General features: G+C 67.0%; 21 protein-coding genes. 17 read left to right on the forward strand and 4 right to left on the reverse strand.

The window, feature by feature from the left end:
- Nucleotides 1-12 precede the first annotated feature (12 nt).
- Genes miaB through EV698_RS00290 form a run of 17 tightly spaced genes read left to right on the forward strand, consistent with a single transcriptional unit; the run spans nt 13 to nt 19447 of the window.
- Nucleotides 13-1380, forward strand: coding sequence for a tRNA (N6-isopentenyl adenosine(37)-C2)-methylthiotransferase MiaB (miaB, locus tag EV698_RS00210; RefSeq protein ID WP_130502178.1), 1368 nt, complete (start codon nt 13-15; stop codon nt 1378-1380).
- Nucleotides 1377-2378, forward strand: a complete 1002-nt coding sequence (locus tag EV698_RS00215) for a PhoH family protein (RefSeq protein ID WP_130502179.1) — start codon at nt 1377-1379, stop codon at nt 2376-2378. Before miaB ends, EV698_RS00215 begins: the two co-directional genes overlap by 4 nt.
- Before the next feature lie 6 nt (nt 2379-2384).
- Nucleotides 2385-2846 carry an rRNA maturation RNase YbeY gene (gene ybeY, locus EV698_RS00220; protein ID WP_130502180.1) on the forward strand — a complete coding sequence of 154 codons (462 nt, stop codon included), beginning with the start codon at nt 2385-2387 and terminating at the stop codon, nt 2844-2846.
- A complete protein-coding gene (locus EV698_RS00225) occupies nt 2843-3700 on the forward strand; it encodes an HlyC/CorC family transporter (RefSeq protein WP_130502181.1) in 858 nt (285 codons plus the stop codon). The genes ybeY and EV698_RS00225 overlap by 4 nt, the downstream gene beginning before the upstream one ends.
- Nucleotides 3688-5175: an apolipoprotein N-acyltransferase gene (lnt, locus tag EV698_RS00230; protein ID WP_207220460.1), complete on the forward strand. Its 1488-nt coding sequence runs from the start codon at nt 3688-3690 to the stop codon at nt 5173-5175. Before EV698_RS00225 ends, lnt begins: the two co-directional genes overlap by 13 nt.
- Before the next feature lie 47 nt (nt 5176-5222).
- Nucleotides 5223-5750 (forward strand): zinc ribbon-containing protein, encoded by a 528-nt coding sequence (locus EV698_RS00235; protein WP_130502182.1) that lies wholly within the window; start codon nt 5223-5225, stop codon nt 5748-5750.
- Between the two features lie 44 nt (nt 5751-5794).
- The gene (leuS, locus tag EV698_RS00240; protein WP_130502183.1) at nt 5795-8386 is read left to right on the forward strand and encodes a leucine--tRNA ligase; all 2592 of its coding nucleotides are present in this window, start codon (nt 5795-5797) and stop codon (nt 8384-8386) included.
- Nucleotides 8386-8883 carry an LPS-assembly lipoprotein LptE gene (locus EV698_RS00245; RefSeq protein ID WP_130502184.1) on the forward strand — a complete coding sequence of 166 codons (498 nt, stop codon included), beginning with the start codon at nt 8386-8388 and terminating at the stop codon, nt 8881-8883. The genes leuS and EV698_RS00245 overlap by 1 nt, the downstream gene beginning before the upstream one ends.
- A gap of 12 nt (nt 8884-8895) precedes the next feature.
- The gene (gene holA / locus EV698_RS00250) at nt 8896-9936 is read left to right on the forward strand and encodes a DNA polymerase III subunit delta (protein WP_130502185.1); all 1041 of its coding nucleotides are present in this window, start codon (nt 8896-8898) and stop codon (nt 9934-9936) included.
- On the forward strand, nt 9933-11216 hold the full coding sequence (locus tag EV698_RS00255; protein WP_130502186.1) for a glutamate-5-semialdehyde dehydrogenase: 1284 nt from the start codon (nt 9933-9935) through the stop codon (nt 11214-11216). Before holA ends, EV698_RS00255 begins: the two co-directional genes overlap by 4 nt.
- Nucleotides 11213-11917 carry a nicotinate-nucleotide adenylyltransferase gene (gene nadD / locus EV698_RS00260; RefSeq protein WP_130502187.1) on the forward strand — a complete coding sequence of 235 codons (705 nt, stop codon included), beginning with the start codon at nt 11213-11215 and terminating at the stop codon, nt 11915-11917. The genes EV698_RS00255 and nadD overlap by 4 nt, the downstream gene beginning before the upstream one ends.
- Nucleotides 11910-12260: a ribosome silencing factor gene (rsfS, locus tag EV698_RS00265; protein WP_130502188.1), complete on the forward strand. Its 351-nt coding sequence runs from the start codon at nt 11910-11912 to the stop codon at nt 12258-12260. The genes nadD and rsfS overlap by 8 nt, the downstream gene beginning before the upstream one ends.
- A gap of 5 nt (nt 12261-12265) precedes the next feature.
- Nucleotides 12266-12733, forward strand: coding sequence for a 23S rRNA (pseudouridine(1915)-N(3))-methyltransferase RlmH (rlmH, locus tag EV698_RS00270; protein ID WP_130502189.1), 468 nt, complete (start codon nt 12266-12268; stop codon nt 12731-12733).
- Nucleotides 12734-12758: 25 nt separating this feature from the next.
- Nucleotides 12759-13385, forward strand: a complete 627-nt coding sequence (locus tag EV698_RS00275) for a Maf family protein (RefSeq protein WP_130502190.1) — start codon at nt 12759-12761, stop codon at nt 13383-13385.
- Nucleotides 13382-14848: a ribonuclease G gene (gene rng, locus EV698_RS00280; RefSeq protein ID WP_130502191.1), complete on the forward strand. Its 1467-nt coding sequence runs from the start codon at nt 13382-13384 to the stop codon at nt 14846-14848. The genes EV698_RS00275 and rng overlap by 4 nt, the downstream gene beginning before the upstream one ends.
- Nucleotides 14849-14850: 2 nt before the next feature.
- Entirely contained in the window at nt 14851-18618 is a 3768-nt protein-coding gene (locus EV698_RS00285; RefSeq protein WP_130502192.1) for a YhdP family protein, read from the forward strand.
- On the forward strand, nt 18611-19447 hold the full coding sequence (locus tag EV698_RS00290; protein WP_130502193.1) for a carbon-nitrogen hydrolase family protein: 837 nt from the start codon (nt 18611-18613) through the stop codon (nt 19445-19447). The genes EV698_RS00285 and EV698_RS00290 overlap by 8 nt, the downstream gene beginning before the upstream one ends.
- Nucleotides 19448-19459: 12 nt before the next feature.
- Here the strand turns inward: EV698_RS00290 and EV698_RS00295 are convergent, their stop codons facing one another.
- From EV698_RS00295 to EV698_RS00310, 4 genes are read right to left on the reverse strand one after another with little or no spacing between them, the layout of a single operon-like run.
- Nucleotides 19460-20296 carry a symmetrical bis(5'-nucleosyl)-tetraphosphatase gene (locus EV698_RS00295; protein WP_130502194.1) on the reverse strand — a complete coding sequence of 279 codons (837 nt, stop codon included), beginning with the start codon at nt 20294-20296 and terminating at the stop codon, nt 19460-19462.
- Nucleotides 20297-20304: 8 nt separating this feature from the next.
- Nucleotides 20305-21102, reverse strand: a complete 798-nt coding sequence (gene rsmA / locus EV698_RS00300) for a 16S rRNA (adenine(1518)-N(6)/adenine(1519)-N(6))-dimethyltransferase RsmA (RefSeq protein ID WP_130502195.1) — start codon at nt 21100-21102, stop codon at nt 20305-20307.
- 3 nt (nt 21103-21105) lie between these two features.
- Nucleotides 21106-22023: a 4-hydroxythreonine-4-phosphate dehydrogenase PdxA gene (pdxA, locus tag EV698_RS00305; protein WP_130502196.1), complete on the reverse strand. Its 918-nt coding sequence runs from the start codon at nt 22021-22023 to the stop codon at nt 21106-21108.
- Complete coding sequence (locus EV698_RS00310; RefSeq protein ID WP_130502197.1) at nt 22023-23297, reverse strand: peptidylprolyl isomerase; 1275 nt, start codon at nt 23295-23297, stop codon at nt 22023-22025. Before EV698_RS00310 ends, pdxA begins: the two co-directional genes overlap by 1 nt.
- Between the last annotated feature and the right edge of the window lie 2 nt (nt 23298-23299).

Below are 23299 nucleotides of genomic sequence, written 5' to 3' on the forward strand. Positions count from 1 at the left end.
TATTCTGACCCCATGACACAGAGAGTTTATGTGCGCACCCACGGCTGCCAGATGAACGAGTATGACTCGATCAAGATGGTGGATATTCTCGCGGCCGAGGGGGACTACGAGCGGGTGAAAACGCCGGAAGCGGCGGACATCATCCTTCTTAACACCTGCTCGATCCGCGAAAAGGCGCAGGAAAAGGTGTTCTCCGAGTTGGGCCGGTGGCGGGCACTCAAAGAGGACCATCCGGATCTTCTGATCGGCGTCGGGGGGTGCGTGGCCAGCCAGGAGGGGGCGGCCATCGTCGAGCGGGCGCCGTTCGTGGACCTGGTCTTCGGCCCACAGACACTGCATCGTCTGCCGGATATGGTGACCCGGGCGCGTGATACCGGGCGCGCGGTGGTGGATGTCAGCTTCCCCGAGATCGAGAAGTTCGACCGGCTGCCGGAGGCGCGCGCCGAGGGGCCGACGGCCTTTGTCTCGATCATGGAGGGCTGCAGCAAGTACTGCAGTTTCTGCGTGGTGCCCTACACCCGCGGCGAGGAGATCAGCCGCCCGTTCGAGGACGTTCTCGCGGAATGCGCCGAGCTCGCCGAACAGGGGGTGCGCGAGGTGACGCTGCTGGGGCAGAACGTCAACGGCTATGCCGCCGAGGGTCCGGAAGGCGAGGCCGCGGATCTGGCGCTGCTGATCCACTATGTTGCCGCCATTGACGGCATCGACCGCATCCGCTTTACCACCTCCCACCCGCTTGACTTCAACCAGGCCCTGGTCGATGCCTATGCACAGGTCCCGGAGCTGGTGAACCACCTGCATCTGCCCGTCCAGAGCGGATCGGACAATGTTCTCGCGCTGATGAAGCGCAACCACGGCCGGGATCACTTCCTCGACCTGGTGGCACGTCTGAAGACGGCGCGCCCGGATATTACGCTGTCGTCGGATTTCATTATCGGCTTTCCCGGCGAGATGGATCGCGATTTCGAGGCCACCATGGATCTGGTCGAGCAGGTGGGCTTTGATCAGTCGTTCAGCTTCATCTTCTCGCGGCGGCCGGGCACGCCGGCGGCGCAGCTGCCCGATGCGACCTCGGCGGAGGCCAAAAAGGCCCGACTGCAGCGCCTCCAGGCAAAGCTCGACGACAACGCGCAGGCGATTAGCGCGTCGATGGTCGGACGGGTCGAGTCGGTGCTCGTCGACGGCGTTTCACGCAAGAGTGACGACGAACTCAAGGGCCGGACGCAGAATAACCGGGTGGTTAACTTCCCCGGCAATCGCCGGCTCATCGGCCGGTTTGTGAACGTTCGCATCACCGAGGCGCTGGCGCACTCACTGCGCGGCGAGTTGATCGACCTCGACACCCGCCTGGAGCCGGAGCTGGCGGTGGCATCCGCTTGAACGGGCGAGGAGCGGCCGAGACGGTGGATTTCACGCTGGCCCCGGCGGATAACGAGCGCCTGGCCAACCTTTGTGGCCAGTTCGACGAGAATCTGCGGCAGCTGGAACGTCGGCTGGGTGTGGAGATCGAGAACCGCGGCCACCGTTTCCGCATCACTGGTGATGAGGCGGCGACGGATGTGGCCCGCGATGTCGTTCGGGCCCTGTATCGGCAGACACCCCGGGAGGCGATCGGGGCCGAGCAGGTGCATCTGCAGCTGCGCACTGCCGAGGCGGAGGCCGAGGCCGAGGACGACGATGCCGGCGGCAGTCCGGCGGGCGATGACGACGTCTCGATCCCCACCCGGAAGGGACTGATCCGCGGTCGTGGCCCCAACCAGCGCGGCTACCTGTCCGCCATCCAGCGCTGCGACCTGACCTTCGGCATTGGCCCGGCCGGAACCGGCAAGACCTATCTGGCGGTGGCCTGCGCGGTGGAGGCGCTCCAGCAGGATCGTGTCGAGCGCCTCGTGCTGGTGCGCCCTGCGGTCGAGGCCGGCGAGCGTCTCGGGTTTCTGCCCGGTGACCTGGCGCAAAAGGTCGACCCCTATCTCCGCCCCCTCTATGACGCGCTCTTCGAGATGCTCGGCTTCGAGCGCGTCAACAAGCTTATCGAGCGCAACGTCATCGAGGTGGCCCCCCTTGCCTATATGCGGGGCCGGACTCTCAACGGGGCGTTCATCATTCTCGACGAGGCGCAGAACACCACCGTCGAGCAGATGAAAATGTTCCTGACCCGTCTCGGTTTCGGATCCACGGCCGTGGTCACCGGCGACGTCACGCAGATCGATCTGCCCGCCGGCAAGACATCCGGACTGCGCGATGCGATCGACGTGCTCCACGAGGTCAGCGGCGTCAGTTTTACCTTCTTCAGCGCCCGGGATGTCGTTCGCCACGACCTGGTTCAACGTATCGTTCGCGCCTACGATCGCCATGCCGGCGATTCCCGAAGCGACTGAACCGACATGGGCGATCTCGACCTCCAGTGCGTCACCGACGAATGGGTGCCGGATGACCGGGCCTTCGAACACTGGGTCGCCACGGCGCTGGCGGGGCGGCGTGACGACTGGGAGGTGGCGATCCGTCTGATCGACGCGCCGGAGAGCCAGACCCTCAACCGCGACTATCGGGGTCGCGATCAGCCGACCAACGTGCTGTCTTTTCCCGCGGCGCTGCCGGTTGGCGTGACACTGCCATTGCTCGGTGACCTGGCGATCTGTGCGCCGGTTGTCCATCGCGAGGCCCGGGAGCAGGGTAAGACGGCCGAGGCCCACTGGGCGCATCTCACCATTCACGGAGTGCTTCACTTGCTTGGCTTCGATCACATGGATAGCGTAGAAGCGGAAGCAATGGAGGCGGAAGAGCGCGGCATCATGGCGCAGTTGGGTTACGACGACCCCTATCAGACAGAGCAACCGCTGGCATGAGCGACGAACAGGCCGGAAATACGGGGCAGGACACCTGGCTGATGCGCATCGGTCGTGCACTCGGCGGGCAGGAGCCGCACGACCGCGAGAGCCTGGTGACGATGCTCCGGTCCGCTCAGCAGCGGGCCATTCTCGATGCCGATGCCCTGTCGATGTGCGAGGGCGTTCTGCATGTCGCCGAATTGCAGGTTCGCGACGTAATGATCCCGCGCTCCAAGGTCTCGCTGCTGCGACGCTCGGAGTCGGTCTGGGAGCTGCTACCGGCGATCATCGACAGCGGCCACTCGCGCTTCCCGGTCACCGGTGACAATCGCGACGATGTGATCGGCATTCTGATCGCCAAAGACCTGCTGCCCTATCTCGATCCACAGCACCAGCGGGAGTTCCAGCTCCGCGAGCTGCTTCGCCCCGCGCTCTTCGTCCCCGAGAGTAAGCGCCTCGATGCGCTGCTGAAGCTCTTCCAGGAAAGCCGTAACCATCTCGCGATCGTGGTCGATGAATACGGCGGACTCGCGGGGATTGTCACCATCGAGGACGTCATCGAGCAGATCGTCGGCGAGATCGATGACGAGCACGATCTGGATGACGATGCCTGGATCCTCAACCGCACCGACGATGGCCAGACCGTGGTCAAGGCGCTGACTCCCATCGATGCGTTCAACGAACATTTTCGCACCGATTTCAGTGACGAGGAATTCGATACCATCGGTGGCGTAGTGGCGAACGCCTTCGGTCATGTCCCGCAGCGCGGCGAGAATCTCGTGATTGAGGGCCTGCGCTTCGATGTCGTGCGGGCTGACAGCCGCCGTCTGCATCTACTGATGGTGACCCCCGACGCGGCATGCGCCGACTGATCAACCTGCCGCTGGCCCTGGTGGCAGGGGCCCTGCTGGCGCTCGGGTTTGCCCCCTTTGGCCAGGCCCTGGCACCCGTCGCCGCCCTCGCCATCATCTTCAGCCGCCTCACGACCATCGGTACGCTCCGCGGCGCGCTGGCGACCGGTTACGTCTTCGGTCTTGGCTACGCCGGCGCCGGTGTCTACTGGATCTATCACAGCATTGCCGATTACGGCGGCGGTCCGCTTGCGGGGGTGGTGGCCACCGCCGTGCTGGTCGCCTTGTTTGCCTTGATCCCCATGATTGCCCTCGTCTCCGGCTGGTGGGTCGGTGGCGGCAACCGGCTGCGTACGCCGCTGCTGGCCCTGCCGCTTGCCTGGATCGGGGTCGAATGGATTCGCAGCTGGCTTGCGACCGGCGCCACCTGGCTGAGCCTCGGGTATACCCAGATCGATACTCCGCTGGCCCATCTGGCGCCGGTGTTCGGGGTGGTTGGCGTGAGTCTCGCCGTTGTGATGACCGCGGGCGCGATTGCCGCCTGGCTGGCGCAGCCGGGGACCCGACGGTTCGCGCTGGCGCTCGGCATCGCGCTTGCCACGGTGTCGGTCGGGCTCGCCCTCGACCGTGACTGGACGGTGCCGATCGACGAACCGCTTTCGGTCTCCATCCTCCAGGGCAACATCGGCCAGGCGCGCAAGTGGGACCCGGACGAGCGCGGCGCCATCCTGGGCGAATACCTGCAGATGACCCGCGACCGGTTCGGTGATGACCTGATCGTCTGGCCGGAGACGGCACTGCCGGTGTTCTACCAGCAGGCCACGCGGTGGATTGATCCGCTTGCCCGCGAGGCCGCGGATGCCGGCAGCAGCCTAGTGATTGGTGCCCCCGTGGCCCGTGACGAGAACCGTTACAACGCCGTGGTGGTGCCGGGTGACCCGCCGCAGTTCTACGAGAAACGCCATCTCGTGCCATTTGGGGAGTATGTGCCGTTCCGCGATATCGCCGGCGGTGTTCTGGATTTCGTCGGCACGCCGCTGGGTGACTTCAGTGCCGGACAGTCCGCCGCGCCACTGCGGGCGGCGGGGCATGACCTCGGCGTGAGTATCTGCTACGAGGTGACCTTCGGCGCCGAGGTGGCGGATACACTGCCCGCGGCCGATCTTCTGCTCAATGTCAGCAACGATGCCTGGTTCGGCGCCTCGACAGCGCCCTGGCAGCATCTCCAGATGGCGCGGATGCGGGCGCTCGAGACCGGTCGGGAGATGATCCGCGCGACCAACACCGGGGTATCGGCGTTTATCGACTCGCGCGGCGCAGTCCGTCAGGCCGGCCCCCTGTTCGAATCCGCCATTCTCTCCGCCACGGTTCAGCCCCGTGCGGGTACGACGCCGTACGTACGCTGGCGTGACTGGCCGATGGCGGCGCTGTCGATGATCGGCATCGCTGGCCTGTGGCTGACCGGGGGCTGGCGGCGACCGGGTCGCGGCGGGTGATGACAAGGCGGTAGACTGAACGAAAACGCCAGCGGGGAGTGAGGGCAATGACCGATAACGAGCAACAGCGTGAACACGAGGTCCACGGCTACGAGCGTATGCTCGAGCGCCTTCGCGAGCGCATGGAGACCACCGGCGAGGCGGTGGAGCAGGGTTTCCACGAGGCGCTGGATGCCGTGCGCGAGCGCAGCGTCGCGCTGGGGGAGCTGAGCCGCGACGAGGCCGACCGGGTAGCCGGCTGGCTGCAGCGCGACCTCGAGGATGCGGCGGAGTACGTCGACAAGGCGCGCGGAAACTACTCCGACTGGCTGTACATGGATCTGCAGCTGGTAGAGAACTGGATCTGGGATCGTTTCGCATCGGTGGCCGACCGGACGCGGCTGCAGTGGCAGACCCTTGACCGCGAACTGCAGGCGGCACGGCGTTATCACACCGGCGAGGTGACCGGGCCCGGAGCGCTTGTCTGTCGTGACTGCGGCGAGGTCCTGCATTTCAAGCGCAGCGGTCATATCCCGCCGTGTCCGAAGTGCCACGGCAGCCGTTTCGAGCGTGCCGCGCGCCAGTCGGGTCGCTAACGGCAGGTGCAATTCCACCCGGCGGCGGGGTATCCTGCCGCCCTATGGAAAAGCAATACAATCCCGCCCGCCTAGAGGCCGACGCGCAGGCCTACTGGGACAACGAAGGCTGTTTCCGGGTCGTGGAAGACCCGTCGCGCGAGACCTTCTACTGCCTGTCGATGCTGCCGTACCCGAGCGGGCGGCTGCACATGGGGCATGTCCGCAACTACACCATCGGTGACGTTATCAGTCGCTACCAGCGCATGCAGGGGCGCAACGTGCTCCAGCCGATGGGGTGGGACGCGTTCGGTCTGCCGGCCGAGAATGCCGCCATCAAGCATGGCGTGCCGCCGGCGGAGTGGACCTATCAGAATATTGACCACATGCGCCGGCAGTTGCAGCGCATGGGCTATGGCTATGACTGGACGCGGGAGGTCACCACCTGCGATCCGTCCTACTACCGCTGGGAACAGCAGATGTTCACCCGGCTGCTCGACAGGAACCTGGTGTACCGGGCCAGCGCGGTGGTGAACTGGGATCCGGTGGATCAGACCGTACTGGCCAACGAACAGGTCGTGGACGGCCGTGGCTGGCGGTCCGGAGCCATTGTCGAGCGCCGCGAGATCCCGCAGTGGTTCCTGCGCATCACCGATTACGCCGATGAGCTGCTGGATGGCCTCGATGCCCTCCCGGGCTGGCCGGATGCCGTCAAGACCATGCAGCGCAACTGGATCGGCCGCTCGCAGGGCGTCGAGCTGGATTTCGCCCTCGCCCGGGGCGGCGATCCGCTACGGGTGTACACCACCCGTCCGGACACCCTTTACGCCGTGACGTACATGGCGGTGGCCGCCGATCACCCGCTGGCGCTCGAGGCCGGTCGGCAGGATGCGGCGGTTGCCACCTTCCTCGAGGAGATTCGCCAGGGAGCGGTCACCGAAGAGGCCATGGAGAAGCTCCAGAAAAAGGGCATGCCGCTGGGCGTCGAGGCGATCAATCCGCTCTCCGGCGAACGCATCCCGGTCTGGGTCGCCAATTTCGTTCTCATGGGCTACGGCACCGGCGCGATCATGGCGGTGCCGGGGCACGACGGCCGCGACCACGAATTCGCGACGCGCTTCGGCTTGCCGATTCGCCAGGCCGTGGGGCCCGCCGATGGCAGTGACGTCGATGTGCAGGCCGAGCCCTGGACGGTAAAGGACGATCTGATCACCGTTGATGCCGGTGCTTACACCGGCATGGATTTCGACACCGCCTTCGAGGCCATCGCCGCGCATCTCGAGGCACAGGGCATCGGCCGGCGCACCACCAATTACCGGCTGCGTGACTGGGGTGTCTCACGGCAGCGTTACTGGGGATGCCCTATCCCCGTCATCCACTGCCCGGACTGCGGCGCCGTTCCGGTACCGGAGGATGATCTGCCGGTGACACTCCCGGAAAACGTCGCCTTTACCGGGGTGCAGTCGCCGCTCCGAACGGATGCCGACTGGCGCCAGGTCGCCTGCCCGCGCTGCGGCGGGGCGGCCGAGCGCGAGACCGATACCTTCGATACGTTCGTCGAGTCGTCCTGGTACTACGCCCGCTACTGCAGCCCCGATGCCGAGGCGATGCTCGATGAGCGCGCCGACTACTGGCTGCCGGTCAACCAGTACATCGGTGGCATCGAGCATGCCGTGATGCACCTGCTGTATTTCCGTTTCTGGCACAAGCTGATGCGCGACCTCGGCTATATCGGCAGCGACGAGCCTGCGACCAACCTGCTCTGCCAGGGCATGGTGCTCGCAGAGGCGTTCTATCACGACAGCGAAGCGGGCGGTCGCGAGTGGGTCGCCCCGGGCGAGGTCGATGTCGAGCGCGATGGCAAGGGGCGAATTCTGCGGGCCACTCGCCGCAGCGACGGTGCTGATCTGGTCTCCACCGGCTGGACGACCATGTCCAAGTCGAAGAACAACGGCGAGGATCCGGAAAGCCTCGTCCAGCGCTTTGGCGCCGACACGCTGCGGCTTTTCACCATGTTCGCCGCGCCGCCCGACCAGGCGCTGGAGTGGCAGGACACGGGAGTCGAGGGCGCCGCCCGGTTCCTGCGTCGACTGCACGGTATGGTCTACGACCATGTCGGTGCCGGGTCGGTCCCCGTGCCCCGCACTGAGGGGCTCGACGATGAGGGCGTGGCACTGCGTCGCAAGCTCCACGAAACCATCGCCAAGGTGGGTGACGACATGGGTCGTCGCTACACCTTCAATACCGCCATCGCCGCGATCATGGAGCTCTGCAATGCCCTCGGGCGTTATACAACGCAAGGCGCGGTAGCCCGGGGTGTTCGTCAGGAGGTGCTCGAGGCGGTGGTGCTGATGCTGCAGCCCGTTACGCCGCATCTCAGCCACGCCCTGTGGAGCGATCTTGGCCGTGACGGGGCGGCGGTTGATCAGCCCTGGCCGGCGATCGACGAGTCCGCCCGGGTCCGTAACGAGGTCGAACTCGTCATTCAGGTCAACGGCAAGCTCCGCGGCCGCATCGCGGTCTCGACAAACGCGGATGAGGCGACGATTCGCGAGCAGGCGATGGCCGATGAGAACGTGCAGCGTTTCATTGACGGGCTGACGGTGCGCAAGGTCATCGTCGTGCCGGGTCGCCTGGTGAACGTGGTCGCCGGGTAATGTCGCTGGTCCGTGTCGTCTTCGTGGCTGCACTGGCGCTCGGCATTGCCGCCTGTGGCTGGCAGCTGCGAGGTGCCGGGGGCGGCGGCTTCGAGGGCGTTCCGGTGGCGATCGAGGGGGATGTCGGCAATCGCTTCCGCGATCGGCTTGCCGAGCGGCTGCGGGACCTGGACGCGGTTGTGGTCAACGATGCGATCGATGCCCGGGCGGTGATCAACATCATGGCGGTGTCGAGTCGTCGACGGACGGTCGCCACCGATGCCGACGGTCTGGCCAGTGAGTACGAGCTGCGCTATCGCATTCGCTTCAGCCTGGAGGCCGGCGGTAAGGCCGGTCCCGAGCAGGCAACCCTGGCCCGTCAGACCGTACGCAGCTCCGCGAGCTTTGCGGCCAACGATGACCTCCAGGGTCGGGATGCCGAAGAGGAGAGCCTGCGTCGAGATCTGCAGGACGATGCCCTGCAGCTGTTGCTCTCCCGGATCGGGCGGCGTTTGTAGGCGAGTGTAGCCATGCCCGAGGTCCGCTTCGACGAACTCCCCGGCCGTATCGATCGCGATCTCGCCCCGATTTACCTGATCGCGGGCGAGGAGCCGTTACTCATTGAGGAGGCGCTCGATCGTCTCCGCCGGCGCGCCCGGCAGTCGGGATTCGACGAGCGGGAGGTGCTGCACGTTGACCAGGGTTTCGACTGGCAGCGACTGGCCGCCGCCACGGACAATCTGTCGCTATTCACCGAGCGTCGCCTCATCGAGCTGCGCCTGCCGGGTGGCAAGCCGGGTCGTGACGGCAGCGCTGCGCTAAAGGCGCGTGCCAACGCGCCTGATCCCGGGCATATCCTCATCGTGGTCACCGGTCGCCTTGAGACCGCCCAGCGCCAGTCAGCGTGGGCGAAGGCGATCGCCAGTGCCGGTGTGATGGCCTACGCCTGGCCGCTGCGGCGCAGCGAACTCGGTGGCTGGGCCCGGCGCCGCGCGCGCGAGCACGGAATGCAGCTGGATGCCGAGACTGCGGCGGTGATGGCCGAGCGCAACGAGGGCAATCTGCTGGCACTGGCCCAGGAGATCGAGAAGCTCGCCCTGCTCGCCGATGGCGGTCCGATCAGCGAGGAGATGGCGCGGGATGCTGTCAGCGACAGCGCCCGGTTCGCCGTTTTTGATTTGCCCGAGGCGATGCTGGCGGGGGATCCGGTGCGCACGCTGCGTATTCTCCGTCGTCTGCGCACCGAAGGAGAGGAACCGGTGCTGGTACTCTGGGGTGTCGCCCGGGATATTCGCGTGCTGGCCGATCTGCAGGCCTCCATGGCGGGGGGTGAGCGCGCCGCCGCGGTAATGGGCCGGCACCGGATCTGGAAAAACCGCCAGGGCCGCCTGCAGACGGTCGCTCGCGCCACGCCGGCGGGTGTCTGGGCGCGATTGCTCGGCCGGGCGGCGCGGGTCGATCGGGTGATCAAGGGCGCGGAGCCGGGACGGCCCTGGGACGAACTGCTGGAATTATCGACCGTTGCGGCGCGTCGCGTCGCAACCGCGGATCGCAAAGAGAGACATGGATGAGCGCGGAAAGCCATAGCCCTGACAACGATATCAATGCCTATATGCACGGCCTCGGTCGCGCCGCCCGTGCCGCCGGCCGACGCCTGGCGGCGAGTGACGGCGGCGCGCGCAATACGGCGCTCCATGCCATCGCGGCGCGCCTGCGCCACGAGCGCGACGCGCTGCGCACGGCCAACGAGGTGGACCTGGCGGCCGGTCGCGAAAGCGGTCTCGATGCGGCGCTGCTCGATCGGCTGACGCTGACCGACGCGCGCATCGAGTCGATGGCCGCCGGTCTGGAACAGATCGCCGCACTGCCGGATCCGGTCGGCGCGGTCAGTCATCTCGATCCCATGCCCAGTGGTATCCGGGTGGGGCGTATGCGCGTGCCGCTCGGCGTGGTCGGCATCATCTACGAGTCGCGCCCCAACGTGACCGCTGATGCCGCGGCACTCTGCCTTAAATCGGGGAACGCCTGCGTGCTGCGGGGCGGCTCCGAGGCACTCCACTCCAACCGGGCGATCGCCGACTGCATTGCCGCGGGGCTGGCCGAGGCGGGGCTGCCGGAGACCGCCGTCCAGGTTGTCGGCACCACCGATCGCGCCGCTGTGGGCGCGCTGATCACCCTCGACGCGTTCATCGACGTGCTGGTCCCGCGCGGGGGCAAGGGGCTGATCGAGCGCATCATGCGGGAAGCGACGGTACCGATGATCAAGCACCTCCACGGGGTCTGTCACTGCTTTGTCGATGCCGGCGCCGATGCGGACATGGCCGAGCGGGTGGTGGTCAATGCCAAGACCCAGCGCTACGGGACCTGTAACACCCTCGAGACACTGCTGGTCGACGCCGCTACCGCGCCGGCCCTGCTGCCGCGACTCAAGACCGTGTTCGACGGCCATGGCGTGGAGCTGCGGGGCTGCGAGCGCAGCCGTGCGATCGTCGACGGGATCACTCCGGCGCAGGCCGATGACTGGGATGCCGAGTATCTGGCGCCGATCCTCTCGGTGGCGGTGGTCGACGGCATTGATGCCGCCCTTGAGCATATCGATCGCCACAGCTCTCGGCACACCGAGGCCATCATTACCCGTGATCATGCCCGTGCGCAGCGCTTTCTGCGCGAGGTCGATTCAAGCTCGGTCATGGTCAATGCCTCGACGCGGTTTGCCGATGGTTTCGAGTACGGCCTGGGGGCCGAGATCGGCATCAGTACCGATAAGCTCCATGCCCGCGGACCGGTCGGTCTCGAGGGACTGACGACGCAGAAATACATCGTCCTCGGCGAGGGGCATATCCGCGAATGAATAACGCGCGGGGCGCGCCGGTCGCGCTGCTGGGCGGTACCTTCGACCCGGTGCACTACGGTCACCTGCGACCGGCGATCGAGCTGCTCGAGGCGCTCAATCTGTCCGAGATTCGCCTGGTGCCGGGTCACGTCCCCCCGCATCGGCCCCAGCCCCGTCTCGGCGCCCGGGCAAGGGCCGATCTGCTTGATACCGCCGTCGCCGGGATTCCCGGGCTGGTGGTGGATCGATGCGAGCTGGATCGACCCGGACCGTCCTACACGGTGGACACCCTCCACCACCTGCGTCGCGCGCTGGGCGATCGCCGGCCGCTCTGCTTCATGATGGGGCAGGACGCATTCCGGGGGCTGATGCGCTGGCACGAGTGGCGGCGGCTCGCGTCGCTGGCGCACCTGGTGGTGGTGACCCGGGGCGGAGACACTGCGGCGGTGGCGCCGGCACTCGATGAGTGGATGCGCCCGCGTCGGGTCGTCGATCCCGCCGCTCTGCGCGTGGCGCCGTCCGGATACGTGCTGTTCCATGCGGTGTCGCGGCTGGAGATCTCCGCTACCGCGATCCGTCGCTGCCTCGCGCTCGGTCACTCGGCCCAGGGGCTGATGCCCGATGCCGTCTGGCACGAACTGGCTTTAAGTGGATGCTATGGTTATCCCCAGGTATCAAGGGCAATCACGCCCGGGAGGTTGAACCCCCATCATGTCTGAAACCGCTGTCCGACCCCAGGCCCTGCGCGATTGCGTGGTTACGGCACTGGATGACCTGAAGGCCGTTGATCCGCGCATCATTGATGTCAGCGGGCGTACGCCGATTACCGATTTCATGGCTTTCGCCACTGGCAATTCCCGGCGCCATGTCCGCTCGATCGCCGAGGCGGTGGTGGATGCGGCCCGGGAGCAGGGCCTGCGGCCCGGCGGCATCGAGGGTCTCGATGACAGCGAGTGGGTGCTGGTCGATCTGGGGGATGTGGTCGCCCACGTCATGCTCGAAGATGTTCGCGATTTCTATCGTCTCGAGCGAATCTGGACGGTGGACGAGTCGGAGAACTGATCGCGATGCGCCTGAACATGGTCGCGGTCGGGCAGCGCCCGCCGGCATGGATTCGGACCGGTGTCGAGGAGTTTGCCCAGCGAATGCCCCGTCATCTGCCGCTGACGGTCAAGGCCGTGAATGCCGGCGACGCCCGGCGCAGCGGCGATGTCGAGCGGGCGCGGGGCCAGGAAGCGGATGCGCTGCTGGCCTCCGCGGGCAAGGCGCGGGTGATCGCGCTCGATGAACGTGGCCGGTCATGGCGAACGCCGGACCTGGCCGAGTACCTCGATGCCGCCACCCACGACGGCCGCGATCTCGCCTTTATCATCGGCGGCGCCGACGGGCTCCACGATCGCTGCCTTGCCGCTGCCGAGCGAAGCTGGTCGCTCTCGGCCCTGACCCTGCCGCATATGCTGGTCCGCGTCATTGTCGCGGAACAGCTCTACCGGGCGTGGACGCTCCTTGCCGGGCATCCCTACCACCGCGCCTGATCAACGTCCGTCGCTGGAGGTTCAAATGACTGACGCGCAACACCCGGATTACTCCCCCGACCTCTATCTGGCATCGGCCTCGCCGCGTCGAGCGGAGATTCTCGAGCGCATGGGAGTGCGGTTCCAGTGCATTCCGCAGGCGATCGACGAGCAGGTTCAGAGCGGCGAGAGCCCGGAGGTGCTCGTGTTCCGCCTGGCGCTGGAGAAGGCCCGGGCGGGTCTTGCGGCGCTCAAGCCCGGGACCGGCATGCCGGTGCTGGGTGCGGATACAGCCGTGGTGATCGACGACGATATTCTCGGTAAGCCCGATAATCGAGACGATGCAATGGCGATGCTCGAGCGGTTATCGGGCCGTACCCACCGGGTGCTCACCGGCATCGCCATGGTGGACGGCCAGCGTGAGCTGACTCGGCTCTCCCTGAGCATGGTGACCCTGCGCTCGATAGGCGCTACTGAACAGGTAGCCTACTGGCAGAGCGGCGAGCCGCTCGACAAGGCCGGCGCCTACGCGATCCAGGGGCGGGGCGGAGTGTTCGTCGAGCAGCTCGAGGGCAGCTATAGCGGCGTGATGGGCCTGCCGATGGTGGAAACACACAGTCTGCTTGTCGAGTTCGGTATCGATTACCAGTTGCGCTGGCCGGCGGGGCAGTGACACACGAGCTGCTGGTCAACATTACTCCCCAGGAGACGCGGGTCGCCGTCCTCGATAATGGCAGTGTCCAGGAGATCCACATCGAGCGGTCCCGCAGTCGCGGACTGGTGGGGAATATCTACCTCGGCGAGGTCTCGCGGATCCTGCCGGGGATGCAGGCGGCGTTTATCGACGCCGGGCTGCAGCGCACGGCCTTCCTCCACGCCTCCGATATCCATGCGAGCCAGGCGCTGGTAGATCCGCCGACCATCGAGCCGCGCAGCATCCAGCACCTGCTCCGCGAGCAGCAGCGCATCCTGGTGCAGGTGGTCAAGGATCCGATCGGGGGCAAGGGCGCGCGCCTGACCACTCAGATCGCGATCCCGTCACGCTACCTGGTCCTGCTCGTTGACAATCCCGGTGTCGGTATCTCGGCCCGCATCGAGTCCTCCGCGGAGCGCGAGCGGCTGCGCGGGATCGGGACATCGCTGCTTGCCGGGGACCCTGGCAGCGGCTGTATCTTCCGCACCGCCGCCGAGGGCGCCTCGGAGCCTGCACTGACCCGTGACTGGCAGTTCCTGCAGCGCGTCTGGGCATCGATCCATGAGCGCTCGCGAAGCGCGCAGCCAAGGACGTTGCTGCATGAAGACCTGCCATTGATGCTGCGTGTCCTGCGCGATTCGGTCGGAGAGGACATGGAACGGATCCGTATCGACTCGCGTGAGTGGTACGAGCGCATGCTCGCGTTTAGCGAGACCTTTCTTCCCGACGCCCGGTCGCGGCTCGAACACTATCCCGGCGAACGGCCGATCTTTGATCTGTACGGCGTGGAAGACGAGATCCAGCGGGCATTGCAGCGACGGGTCATGCTCAAGTCCGGCGGTTACCTGATTATCGATCAGACCGAGGCGCTCACCACCATCGACGTCAACACCGGTGGTTATGTCGGCCATCGCACCCTTGAGGAGACGATTTTCAAGACCAACCTCGAGGCCGCCCAGGCGATCGTGAGACAGCTGCGGCTGCGTAATCTCGGCGGCATCATCATTATCGACTTCATCGATATGGCGACCGCCGAGCATCGCCGCCAGGTGATGCGCTCGCTCGCCAAGGGGCTGGAGCACGATCAGGCGCGAACGCAGATTAGCGAGGTCTCGGCCCTGGGGCTGGTGGAAATGACCCGTAAACGCATTCGCGAGTCACTCCAGAATCAGCTGTGTGTGCCCTGTCCCACCTGCGGTGGCCGGGGCCATCTGAAAAGCGCCGAGACGGTCATCCACGAGATTACCCGGGAGATCCTGCGCGAGGCGCGGCAGTTCGAAATCACTCGCCTGATGGTGCTCGCCGCGCAGGACGTGGTGGATCGAGCGATGGAAGAGGAAAGCGATAATCTGGCTCAGCTGGAGGCGTTCATCGGCAAGCCCATCGCGTTCCAGGCCGAGCCGCTCTACAACCCCGAGCAGTTCGATGTGGTGCTGATGTAGGCATGAACGTGGGCACGGTTATCGCTCAGAGGCTGCATCGCTGGATCTGGCCCCAACGTGAAGAGCGCCTCAAGGCGGTGCTGCTCTACACGCTGGTAACACTGCTGGTCTCGGCGGCGATCCTGCTCACCGGTGTGCGGCTTGTCTTTGCCGCGGCGCCGGCACTGACGGCACCCGTTGGGGCCCTTGTCTCCGATCAGCTGGGGGTGCCGGTTGCGATCGGCGGTCTCGATGCGCGGCTCGATCGTCTGCGCCCGGGGTTGGTGCTGCGCGACGTGAGGGTTGGGGATGCGGATGAAACCCGACCGCTCGCGCTGTCGACGATGACGCTCGCCATCGCTCCCTGGCGATCGCTGCGTGCCGGCGAGCTCCGGCTCCATGCGCTCAGTGCCGAGGGACTCGATGTCACGCTTCGGCAACAGCCCTCCGGTAACTGGCGTATCGCCGGACTGCTGCCGGGCGCCTCGCCGATCGCCCCTGAATCCTTTCTCGAGGCCCTGCAGGGCCTGCCTGTGGATCGTTTACTGATCCGCGATTCGCGGCTTTCACTGGTGGATCGCAATGATGAGGCCCGGCCGGGATTCGAGTCGGTGGCGCTGCGCTGGCGCCGTGAACCCGGTGGTCAGTGGCGCTTTGCGCTCGATGCCCGCCAGGGAGACGAACGGGTTCAGGGCCGCATGCGACTGGATTCGAGCGAGATGTCCAGCGCCCGCGCGGTGGTCGACCTCGAGGGGCTGAGCGGTAAGCGCATCGGCCCCTGGCTCCCGGCCGGTGCGATGCGGCCGGATGGTGCCGCAACGCTGTCCGGTCGGCTCTGGATCAGTCTCCCGCAGACTGGGGGGATTCGGGTCAGCGCCGACCTGTCGGGGGAGGCGCTGGGGTGGCTTGACGGCGAGGTCCAGTCACTGCGAGTGCTTGCCCGGGCACGGCATCGAGATGGCGACTGGCAGGGGCAGGTTCAGCCACAACGCCTGGTGCTGGCGGACGGTCCCGTACCAGCGCCGGGTCCGATCGCATTCGCCCGCAGTGCCGATCGCCAATGGCGGGTTGCCCTCAGCGATGCCCCACTCGCCCCGATGGCCTCCCTGCTGGGGGACCGTCTGGACAGACCGGTCGAGGTTGCCGGTCGGGCCGAGCGCGCGACACTGGTCTGGCGGGAGCCCTCGAACTGGCGTCTCTCCGCCGATCTGAGCGCGGCGGGTCTGACGGATGTGAGCACCGGCCCCGACATCGACGGTGCGTCGCTGCGCGTCGAGGCGGGACCGCGGGGCGGGCGTGTCGAGGTGGATCGACTGCGGATGCGCTGGCGGGGTGATCCCGCCGATCCAATGATCCGCCAGCCACCGGCAATCGATGGCATCGCCACGACGCTCCAGTGGTGGCGATCGCCGCAGGGGCGTTGGCGACTCGAACTCGTCGACGGGCAGGGACAGGCCGGCGGTACACCGATCCGGTTCGATGGCCGGATGGATGTCGGTGCCGGAGAGCCGCCGTTTGTCGATCTCAACGCGGCGGTGGGGCGGGTCGACGCCGCCCGGGCTCTGCAGTGGCTGCCCGTTGGCATCATGGACGAGCGCCTCGTCGACTGGCTCGATCGAGCGGTTGAATCGGGTGCGATGCGTGCGGCGAGCCTGCGCTGGTTCGGGCGCCCGGATCGCTTTCCCGGGAATGATGGCGGATCGCTTTTCGATCTGCGCGCCCGTGTCGACGATGTGGAGTTCCGCTTCCAGCGTGACTGGCCACGATTCGAGGCACTGGGCGGCGAGCTGCGGTTCCGTAACCGCAGCATGCAGATAAGCGTCGATAGCGGGCGTATCGGTTCCACCGCGTTGCAGCAGGCAACGGCACGTATCGATGATCTGGCCAGTCCCCGCCTGCGTATCAACGGGCGGCTGGCGGGACCGCTCGCCGGAATGCAGGCGGTGCTCCAGCGCTCCCCCCTGATGCCCTCGCAGCAACGCCTCGAGCGGCTGCAGTGGCGGGGCGACGGTGATCTCGCCCTCGACCTCCTGTTTCCGTTCGAGGGTCGGCCCATGACCCTTGAAGGGCGCCTGCGGCTGACCGGGGCCGACCTGTCGGTGACCGATCCGGCGCTCGCGCTCGATGACATAAGGGGCGAGGTGACGTTCGATCGGCAGGGGGTGGCATCATCCGGGGTGCGAGCGCGCCTCGCGGACCGGCCGATCGTGGCCACCGCCGAGACGCGGGGCGAGGGTGATGAGGCGCGTATCCGGGTTTCGGCGAATACCCGGCTGGCGCTTGCCGACTGGCCCGGAATGGCGCCGGTGGCAGGTCGTGCCGATGGCGTCGCCGCCTGGCAGCTCCGCTGGGAGCAGCCCGGTTTTGTGGCGATGGAGCGGCAGACGACGGGGGAACGGCGCCTGACCGTTCGATCGAGCCTCGAGGGCATTGCCTTGAGACTGCCCGCGGGGCTTGCAAAACAGGCCGACGCGCTCGCGCCGCTGCGTCTGGAGTGGTCGGATACCGGCACGTCGCAGTGGCGACTGGACTACGATGACCGTCTGCAGGCGGTGATGCAGCAGGACCGAGCCGCGCTGCATTTCGGTGATACGCCACCGTCGCTGCCCGAGCGCCCGTCGACCCGGCTGAGTGGCGCCCTCCCGGTGGTCGATCTCACCGAGCTTGCCGGCGCGGCAGGCGGGCAGACGCAGGGCATCGGGCTGCCGACACCCATTCGCGTCGATCTGGCGCTTGCAGGTCTCGATGTCAGTCGCTGGCGGGTCGGGGCGATGAACCTGGCCGGGTGGCTGCGTCCCGATGACTGGTCGCTGGCGGCGACCGGCGCGGCGCAGGGTATGATCCAGCGCCCGGGGCCGCAGGCCCCCTGGGTATTGCGCCTGGATCGCCTGGATGTCCGGCCGCGCTCCACCGAGGCATCGGCCGAGGCGACGTCGCACGGATCGTCCGGATCTGCCCCTCCACTACCTGCCACCGATATTGATCTGGTGGCCGAGCAGCTCCATGTTGCCGGTGAGCGGCTCGGTCGCCTGCAGCTCAGCCAGGTCAACGCCGATGCGGCAGCCGGGCGAGCGCGCCTGCGACTGGATGGTGAATGGGTGGATCTGCAGGCGCAGGTGGACCGAACACCGGACGGTGTGGCCGACAGCGAGCTGCGCTTCGATTTGTATACCCGCGATGCCGGCCAGCTGCTACGGGCGTTGGGCCTGCCCGGGGCGATGGAGCGCGGTGACGGGACGCTGAGTGGCGATCTGCGCTGGCAGGGGGCGATGTTGCAGCCAGCGATACCGTCTCTTGCCGGTAATCTGCAAATCGATCTGCGCAACGGCAGTCTACCGGCAGTCGATCCCGGTGCCGGTCGTGCGCTGGGGCTGTTCAGCCTGTCGGTGCTCCCCCGCCGTCTGGGTCTCGATTTCTCCGACGTGGTGGGCGAGGGGCTCAGTTACGATCGGCTGCAGGGGACCTGGCAGGTCGATGCCGGTCGCATGTACACCGACGATCTGTCGCTCACCGGGCCATCGATGGATCTGTCGGTGCGCGGCGAGACAGACCTGGTCCGACGGCGCTACGATCAGCGGGTCACGGTCACGCCGCAACTGTCATCGGCACTGGCCTTTATCGGTGGACTGGCCGGTGGGCCGGCCGCCGCGGCGCTGTTGTTCGTGACGCGGGGAATGCTGGAATCGGGCGTCGAGCAACTGACCGATTTTACGTACCACATCGGTGGGACCTGGGAGGCGCCCGAGTTCGACCTTGTTTCACCGAATCTGACGGGTGGCAACGATGAGTGATACAAGCCTGGAGCGGTCCACCCGGGCCGCCGTGGTGCAGATGGTCTCGGGAATGGATGTGGCGACCAACCTCGCCGATGCCGGTGATCTCATCGACTCGGCCGTGGCGCAGGGCGCCGAACTGGTGGTCCTCCCGGAGAATTTTGCGTTCCTCGGCCGCCATCAGCGTGACACGCTGACAGTGGCGGAGGCCGACGGCGAGGGGCCCATCCAGGCCTTCCTGGCCGACACGGCCTGTCGCCATGGCATCACCCTCGTGGGCGGGAGCCTGCCGCTGCACGGGAGCGAGGCGGACCGCGTCCGCGCGACCTGCCTGGTCTATGGCCCCACCGGTGGCCGGATCGCACGCTATGATAAGCGGCATCTCTTCGATGTGTCGCTACCCGGCGGCGAGACCTATCGCGAGTCGGCGACGTTCGCTCCCGGCGAGTCGGTAGTGGTCGCGCCGACACCGGCCGGCCGGCTGGGACTGTCGATCTGTTACGACCTGCGTTTCCCCGAGCACTACCGGGCACTGGTGGATGCCGGTGCCACTATCCTGCTGGCGCCGTCCGCGTTCACTGCCACCACGGGTGCCGCGCACTGGTCGGTGCTGGTGCGGGCGCGGGCGATCGAGAACGGCTGCTACATGCTGGCCCCGGATCAGGGCGGCCGCCATGCCAACGATCGCGCCACCCATGGCGAGAGTCTGATTGTCGATCCCTGGGGCGAGTGCATCGCGAGCGCCGGGATCGGCACCGGCCCGGCCATCGCCCTGGCCGATCTTGATCCGGGTTATCAGTGCGCCGTTCGCGAGCGACTGCCCGCCCTCGATCATCGCCGGGGCTGATCAACGGCCCGCCTAGCCGGGCGGCTGCTGGGTGGGGCAATCCCGATGCGTGAACACTGCCGGCGTTGTATCGAGCCGCACCGCGGTCAGCTGGCCACCCCACAGGCAGCCTGTATCCAGCGTCACGTAGCCCGGGCCCTGTCGGCAGCCGAGTCGGGACCAGTGACCGCTGATCACGGTGGTCGTGTTCGGGCCGACCTGCCGATCGGGCGCCTCGTACCAGGCATAAAGCCCGTCCGGCGCCGACTCCGGCGGGCCGTTGGCGCTGAAGTCGAGGCGCCCGTCGGCCTTGCAGAAGCGCATCCGCGTGAAGGCGTTGATGATGAATCGTAGGCGGTCCCAGCCGGCCAGGTCGTTCGACCAGCGATCGGGGTCGTCGCCATAGAGGTTGGCCATCAGCGAAGCCGGGTCGGCACTCCGAAGCGCGGCCTCGGCCTCGGCGGCGCAATGCGCGGCGGTGGCCAGGTCCCACTGCGGGGCGATGCCGGCATGGGTGAGCGTGTAGGGGAGGTCGGGCAAATCGATCAGCAGCGGCTGGTGGCGCAGCCAGTCGATGAGATCATCGCGATCCGGGGCCTCGAGGAGCGGTTCGAGCCGATCGCTGGCGCGCTTTTTGCCCTCGCCGATGGCAACTGCTAGGCAGTGGATGTCGTGGTTGCCGAGCACGGTGTGGGCGGCATCGCCGAGGTCGCGTACCGCCCGCAGCGTCTCGACCGGCTGCGGTCCACGCCCGACCAGATCGCCGGTCAGCCAGAGCCGGTCATGGGTGGAGTCGAATTCGAGTTGTTCGAGCAGTGCCTGGAAAGGCTCGTAGCAGGCGTGGATATCACCGATGGCATAGTCCGCCATAAAAACTCCTATTGCGTTGTCCGCTGTCTGTGCAGCGTGTCCGCCAGGCGGCCGTAGCCGGCCAGGTCGACCTGTTCGGCACGGGTCGTCGGATCGACATCGGCGTCGCGGATCGCCGTCGCGTCGAGCAGACCGCCGAGTGCATTGCGCAGGGTCTTGCGGCGCTGGGCAAACGCCGCGGCTACAACCCGGGCGAGGCATTCGTTGTCGGTTTCACCCAGCGGGGGAAAGGCATGGGGGGTCAGCCTGACGAATCGGGAAGTGACCTTCGGCGGCGGCGAGAAGGCCCCCGGCAGGACCTCGAACAGTGGCTCGATCGCGCAGCGGGCCTGGATCATGACGGACAGGCGGCCATAGATCCGTGATCCCGGTCCGGCGGCCATTCGGTCGACGACCTCGCGCTGCAGCAGCAGGTGCAGGTCCCCGATCCCGTGGGTAGGGGCGGTGAGATGGAAGAGCAGAGGGGTGGAGAGGTTATAGGGCAGATTGCCCACGATACGCAGGGGCTGTCCCGCCGCCTCGATCAACGGCTCGACCGGTTCCGATAGCGCATCCGCCTCGATGACCCGCAGCCGCCCGCTTCCGGCCGCATCCCATTGGCGCAGCCGGGCGGCCAGGTCACGGTCGACCTCGATGGCGGCGAGGCTGCCGACATGATCGAGGAGTGGTCGGGTCAGGGCCCCCGGGCCGGGACCGACCTCGAGGAACGCTTCCCCCGCCCGCGGCGCGATTGCCATGACCATCTGCTGGATGATCTGGCGATCGTGGAGGAAGTTCTGGCCGAAACGCCGTCGGGCGCGATGCATGGATCAGCGACCCGTCCGGCCCATGGCGATCGCCTCCTCGATGGCGGCTCGCATGCTGCCGGTATCGGCAATACCGCGCCCCGCGATATCGAGTGCAGTGCCATGATCCACCGAGGTGCGGATGATGGGCAGCCCGAGGGTGATGTTCACGGCACGACCGAAGCCGACATGCTTGAGCACCGGCAGGCCCTGGTCGTGGTACATGGCGAGCACGGCATCCGCTCCGTCCAGCCGACCGGGCGTGAACAGGGTATCCGCCGGCAGCGGACCGGTGAGGTCGAGCCCGGCGTCACGTAGCCGCTCGATCACCGGCGTTATGGTCTCGATTTCCTCCCGACCCATGTGGCCGGATTCACCGGCATGCGGATTGAGACCGGCCACCAGGATGCGGGGCTGTTCGATGGCATAGAAGCGGCGCAGATCGTGGTCGAGGATCCGCAGAATCGTCTCCAGACGCTCGGCCGTGACGGCATCGGCGACGTCCCGAAGCGGTAGATGGGTGGTGACCAGCGCTACCCGCAGTGAACCGGCGGCAAGCATCATGACCGGCATCGGTGCGCCGGTCAGCGCGGCGAGGTACTCGGTGTGGCCGCTGAACGGATGGCCGGCCTCGTTGATCACGCCCTTGTGGACCGGGCCGGTGACCATAGCCTGGAAGGTCCCGTCCTGGCAGCCGCTGACTGCCGTGCGCAGGGTCTCGAGGACGTACGCCGCATTGCGCGGGTCGAGGACACCGGGCGTCACGGGTGCCGCTGTCTTCACCGCCATGATTTCCAGATGATCGGTGGCCGGCAGCAGAGCGGGGTCGCCGATCGCCACGAGCCGGGCCTGCGGAAAGGCATCGCCAAGCCGTGCGACCAGCTCCGGGCCGATGCCGGCAGGCTCCCCCGGAGTGATTGCAATTCGCGGCCGATCGGTCATCAGCCGTTGCCGAGCCGCTTTTCGATGTAGGCCTCTTCGCGCAGTTCACGCAGCCAGAGCTCGGTTTCCTCCTCGCTTTTACGCTGCCTGATGGCCTGTTCCGCCTCCTCGCGGGCGATGGTCTCACTGGTGTCCCGCTCGCGACGCTCGAGCACCTCGGCGATATGCCAGCCGCCCCGCGTTCGGAAAATCTCGCTGATCTCGCCCGGCTCGAGCCGGGTGACGGCGGTGCGGAACGCATCGGGCAGGCTGCCGGGGTCGACCCAGCCCAGTTCGCCGCCATCGCCGGCCGAGGTGGGATCGTCGGAATTGGCGCGCGCCAGATCGGCGAAATCACCGCCGCCCTGGAGGCGGCTGCGCAACGATTGCAGACGCAGTCGGGCGTCTTCATTGCTGACTACCTCGTTGGGCTGGATGAGGATATGCCGTAAGCGGGCCTGTTCGACCATCTCCTGGCCACTGCCGCGCGTCTCCTCGAGTCGGTAGATCTGGAATCCGGCCGGGGTGCGCAGTGGCGCCGTTCGCTCGCCCGGCTCGAGCTCCCGGATCGCATCGGCGGCGGCCGTCGGCAGCTGCGAGGCGGGAACCCAGCCAAGATCGCCGCCCTCGAGGGCATTACGCGCGTCAGAGGCGGCCGTCGCAACGCGAGCGAATGATTCCCCGTCCTCGAGACGCTCAATGACCGTCTGCGCCTCGTTGCGCGCCGCCTCGATGGCATCTGCCGAGGCCGCCTCGGGCAGGCTGACGAGGATCTGCGAGAGGCGGTAATCCCGGTCGAGGCTGCGGTTGCGCTCGATAAACTGCTGGATCTCCTGCTCGGTGACATCCACCCGCTGGTTCATGACCTGGCGGCGCAGCCGCTGCGTGACGATGTCGCGGCGCAGCTGGTCCCGGAATGCCGCCATGTCCATGCCGCGCTCGGAGAGGGCGTCACGAAGCTGGGTCAGTGACAGGCGGTTACGATCCGCAACCCGCCGCACGGCGGCGTCCAGCGTTGCCGAATCGATGCGGACACCCCGCCGCTCAGCGACATTCAGTTGCAGGGTCTGGACGATCAGACGGTCCAGCACCTGCTGGCGGAGCTCGGAGGCCGGCGGCATGTCTACATTTCGCTGTTCGAGGTTTTGTCGCACCGAGGCGAGTTCGGCCTCGAACTCGGAGCTGAGCACGACATCGTCGTTGACCAGCGCGACGATGCGCTCGAGCAGTACCTCTTCCGCCTGGGCGGTCTGTACGAACACCAGCAGCAGAGTGGCAAGCAGCGTTCTCATCATTG

This window comes from Spiribacter vilamensis, assembly GCF_004217415.1.
GTDB classification, from domain to species: domain Bacteria; phylum Pseudomonadota; class Gammaproteobacteria; order Nitrococcales; family Nitrococcaceae; genus Spiribacter; species Spiribacter vilamensis.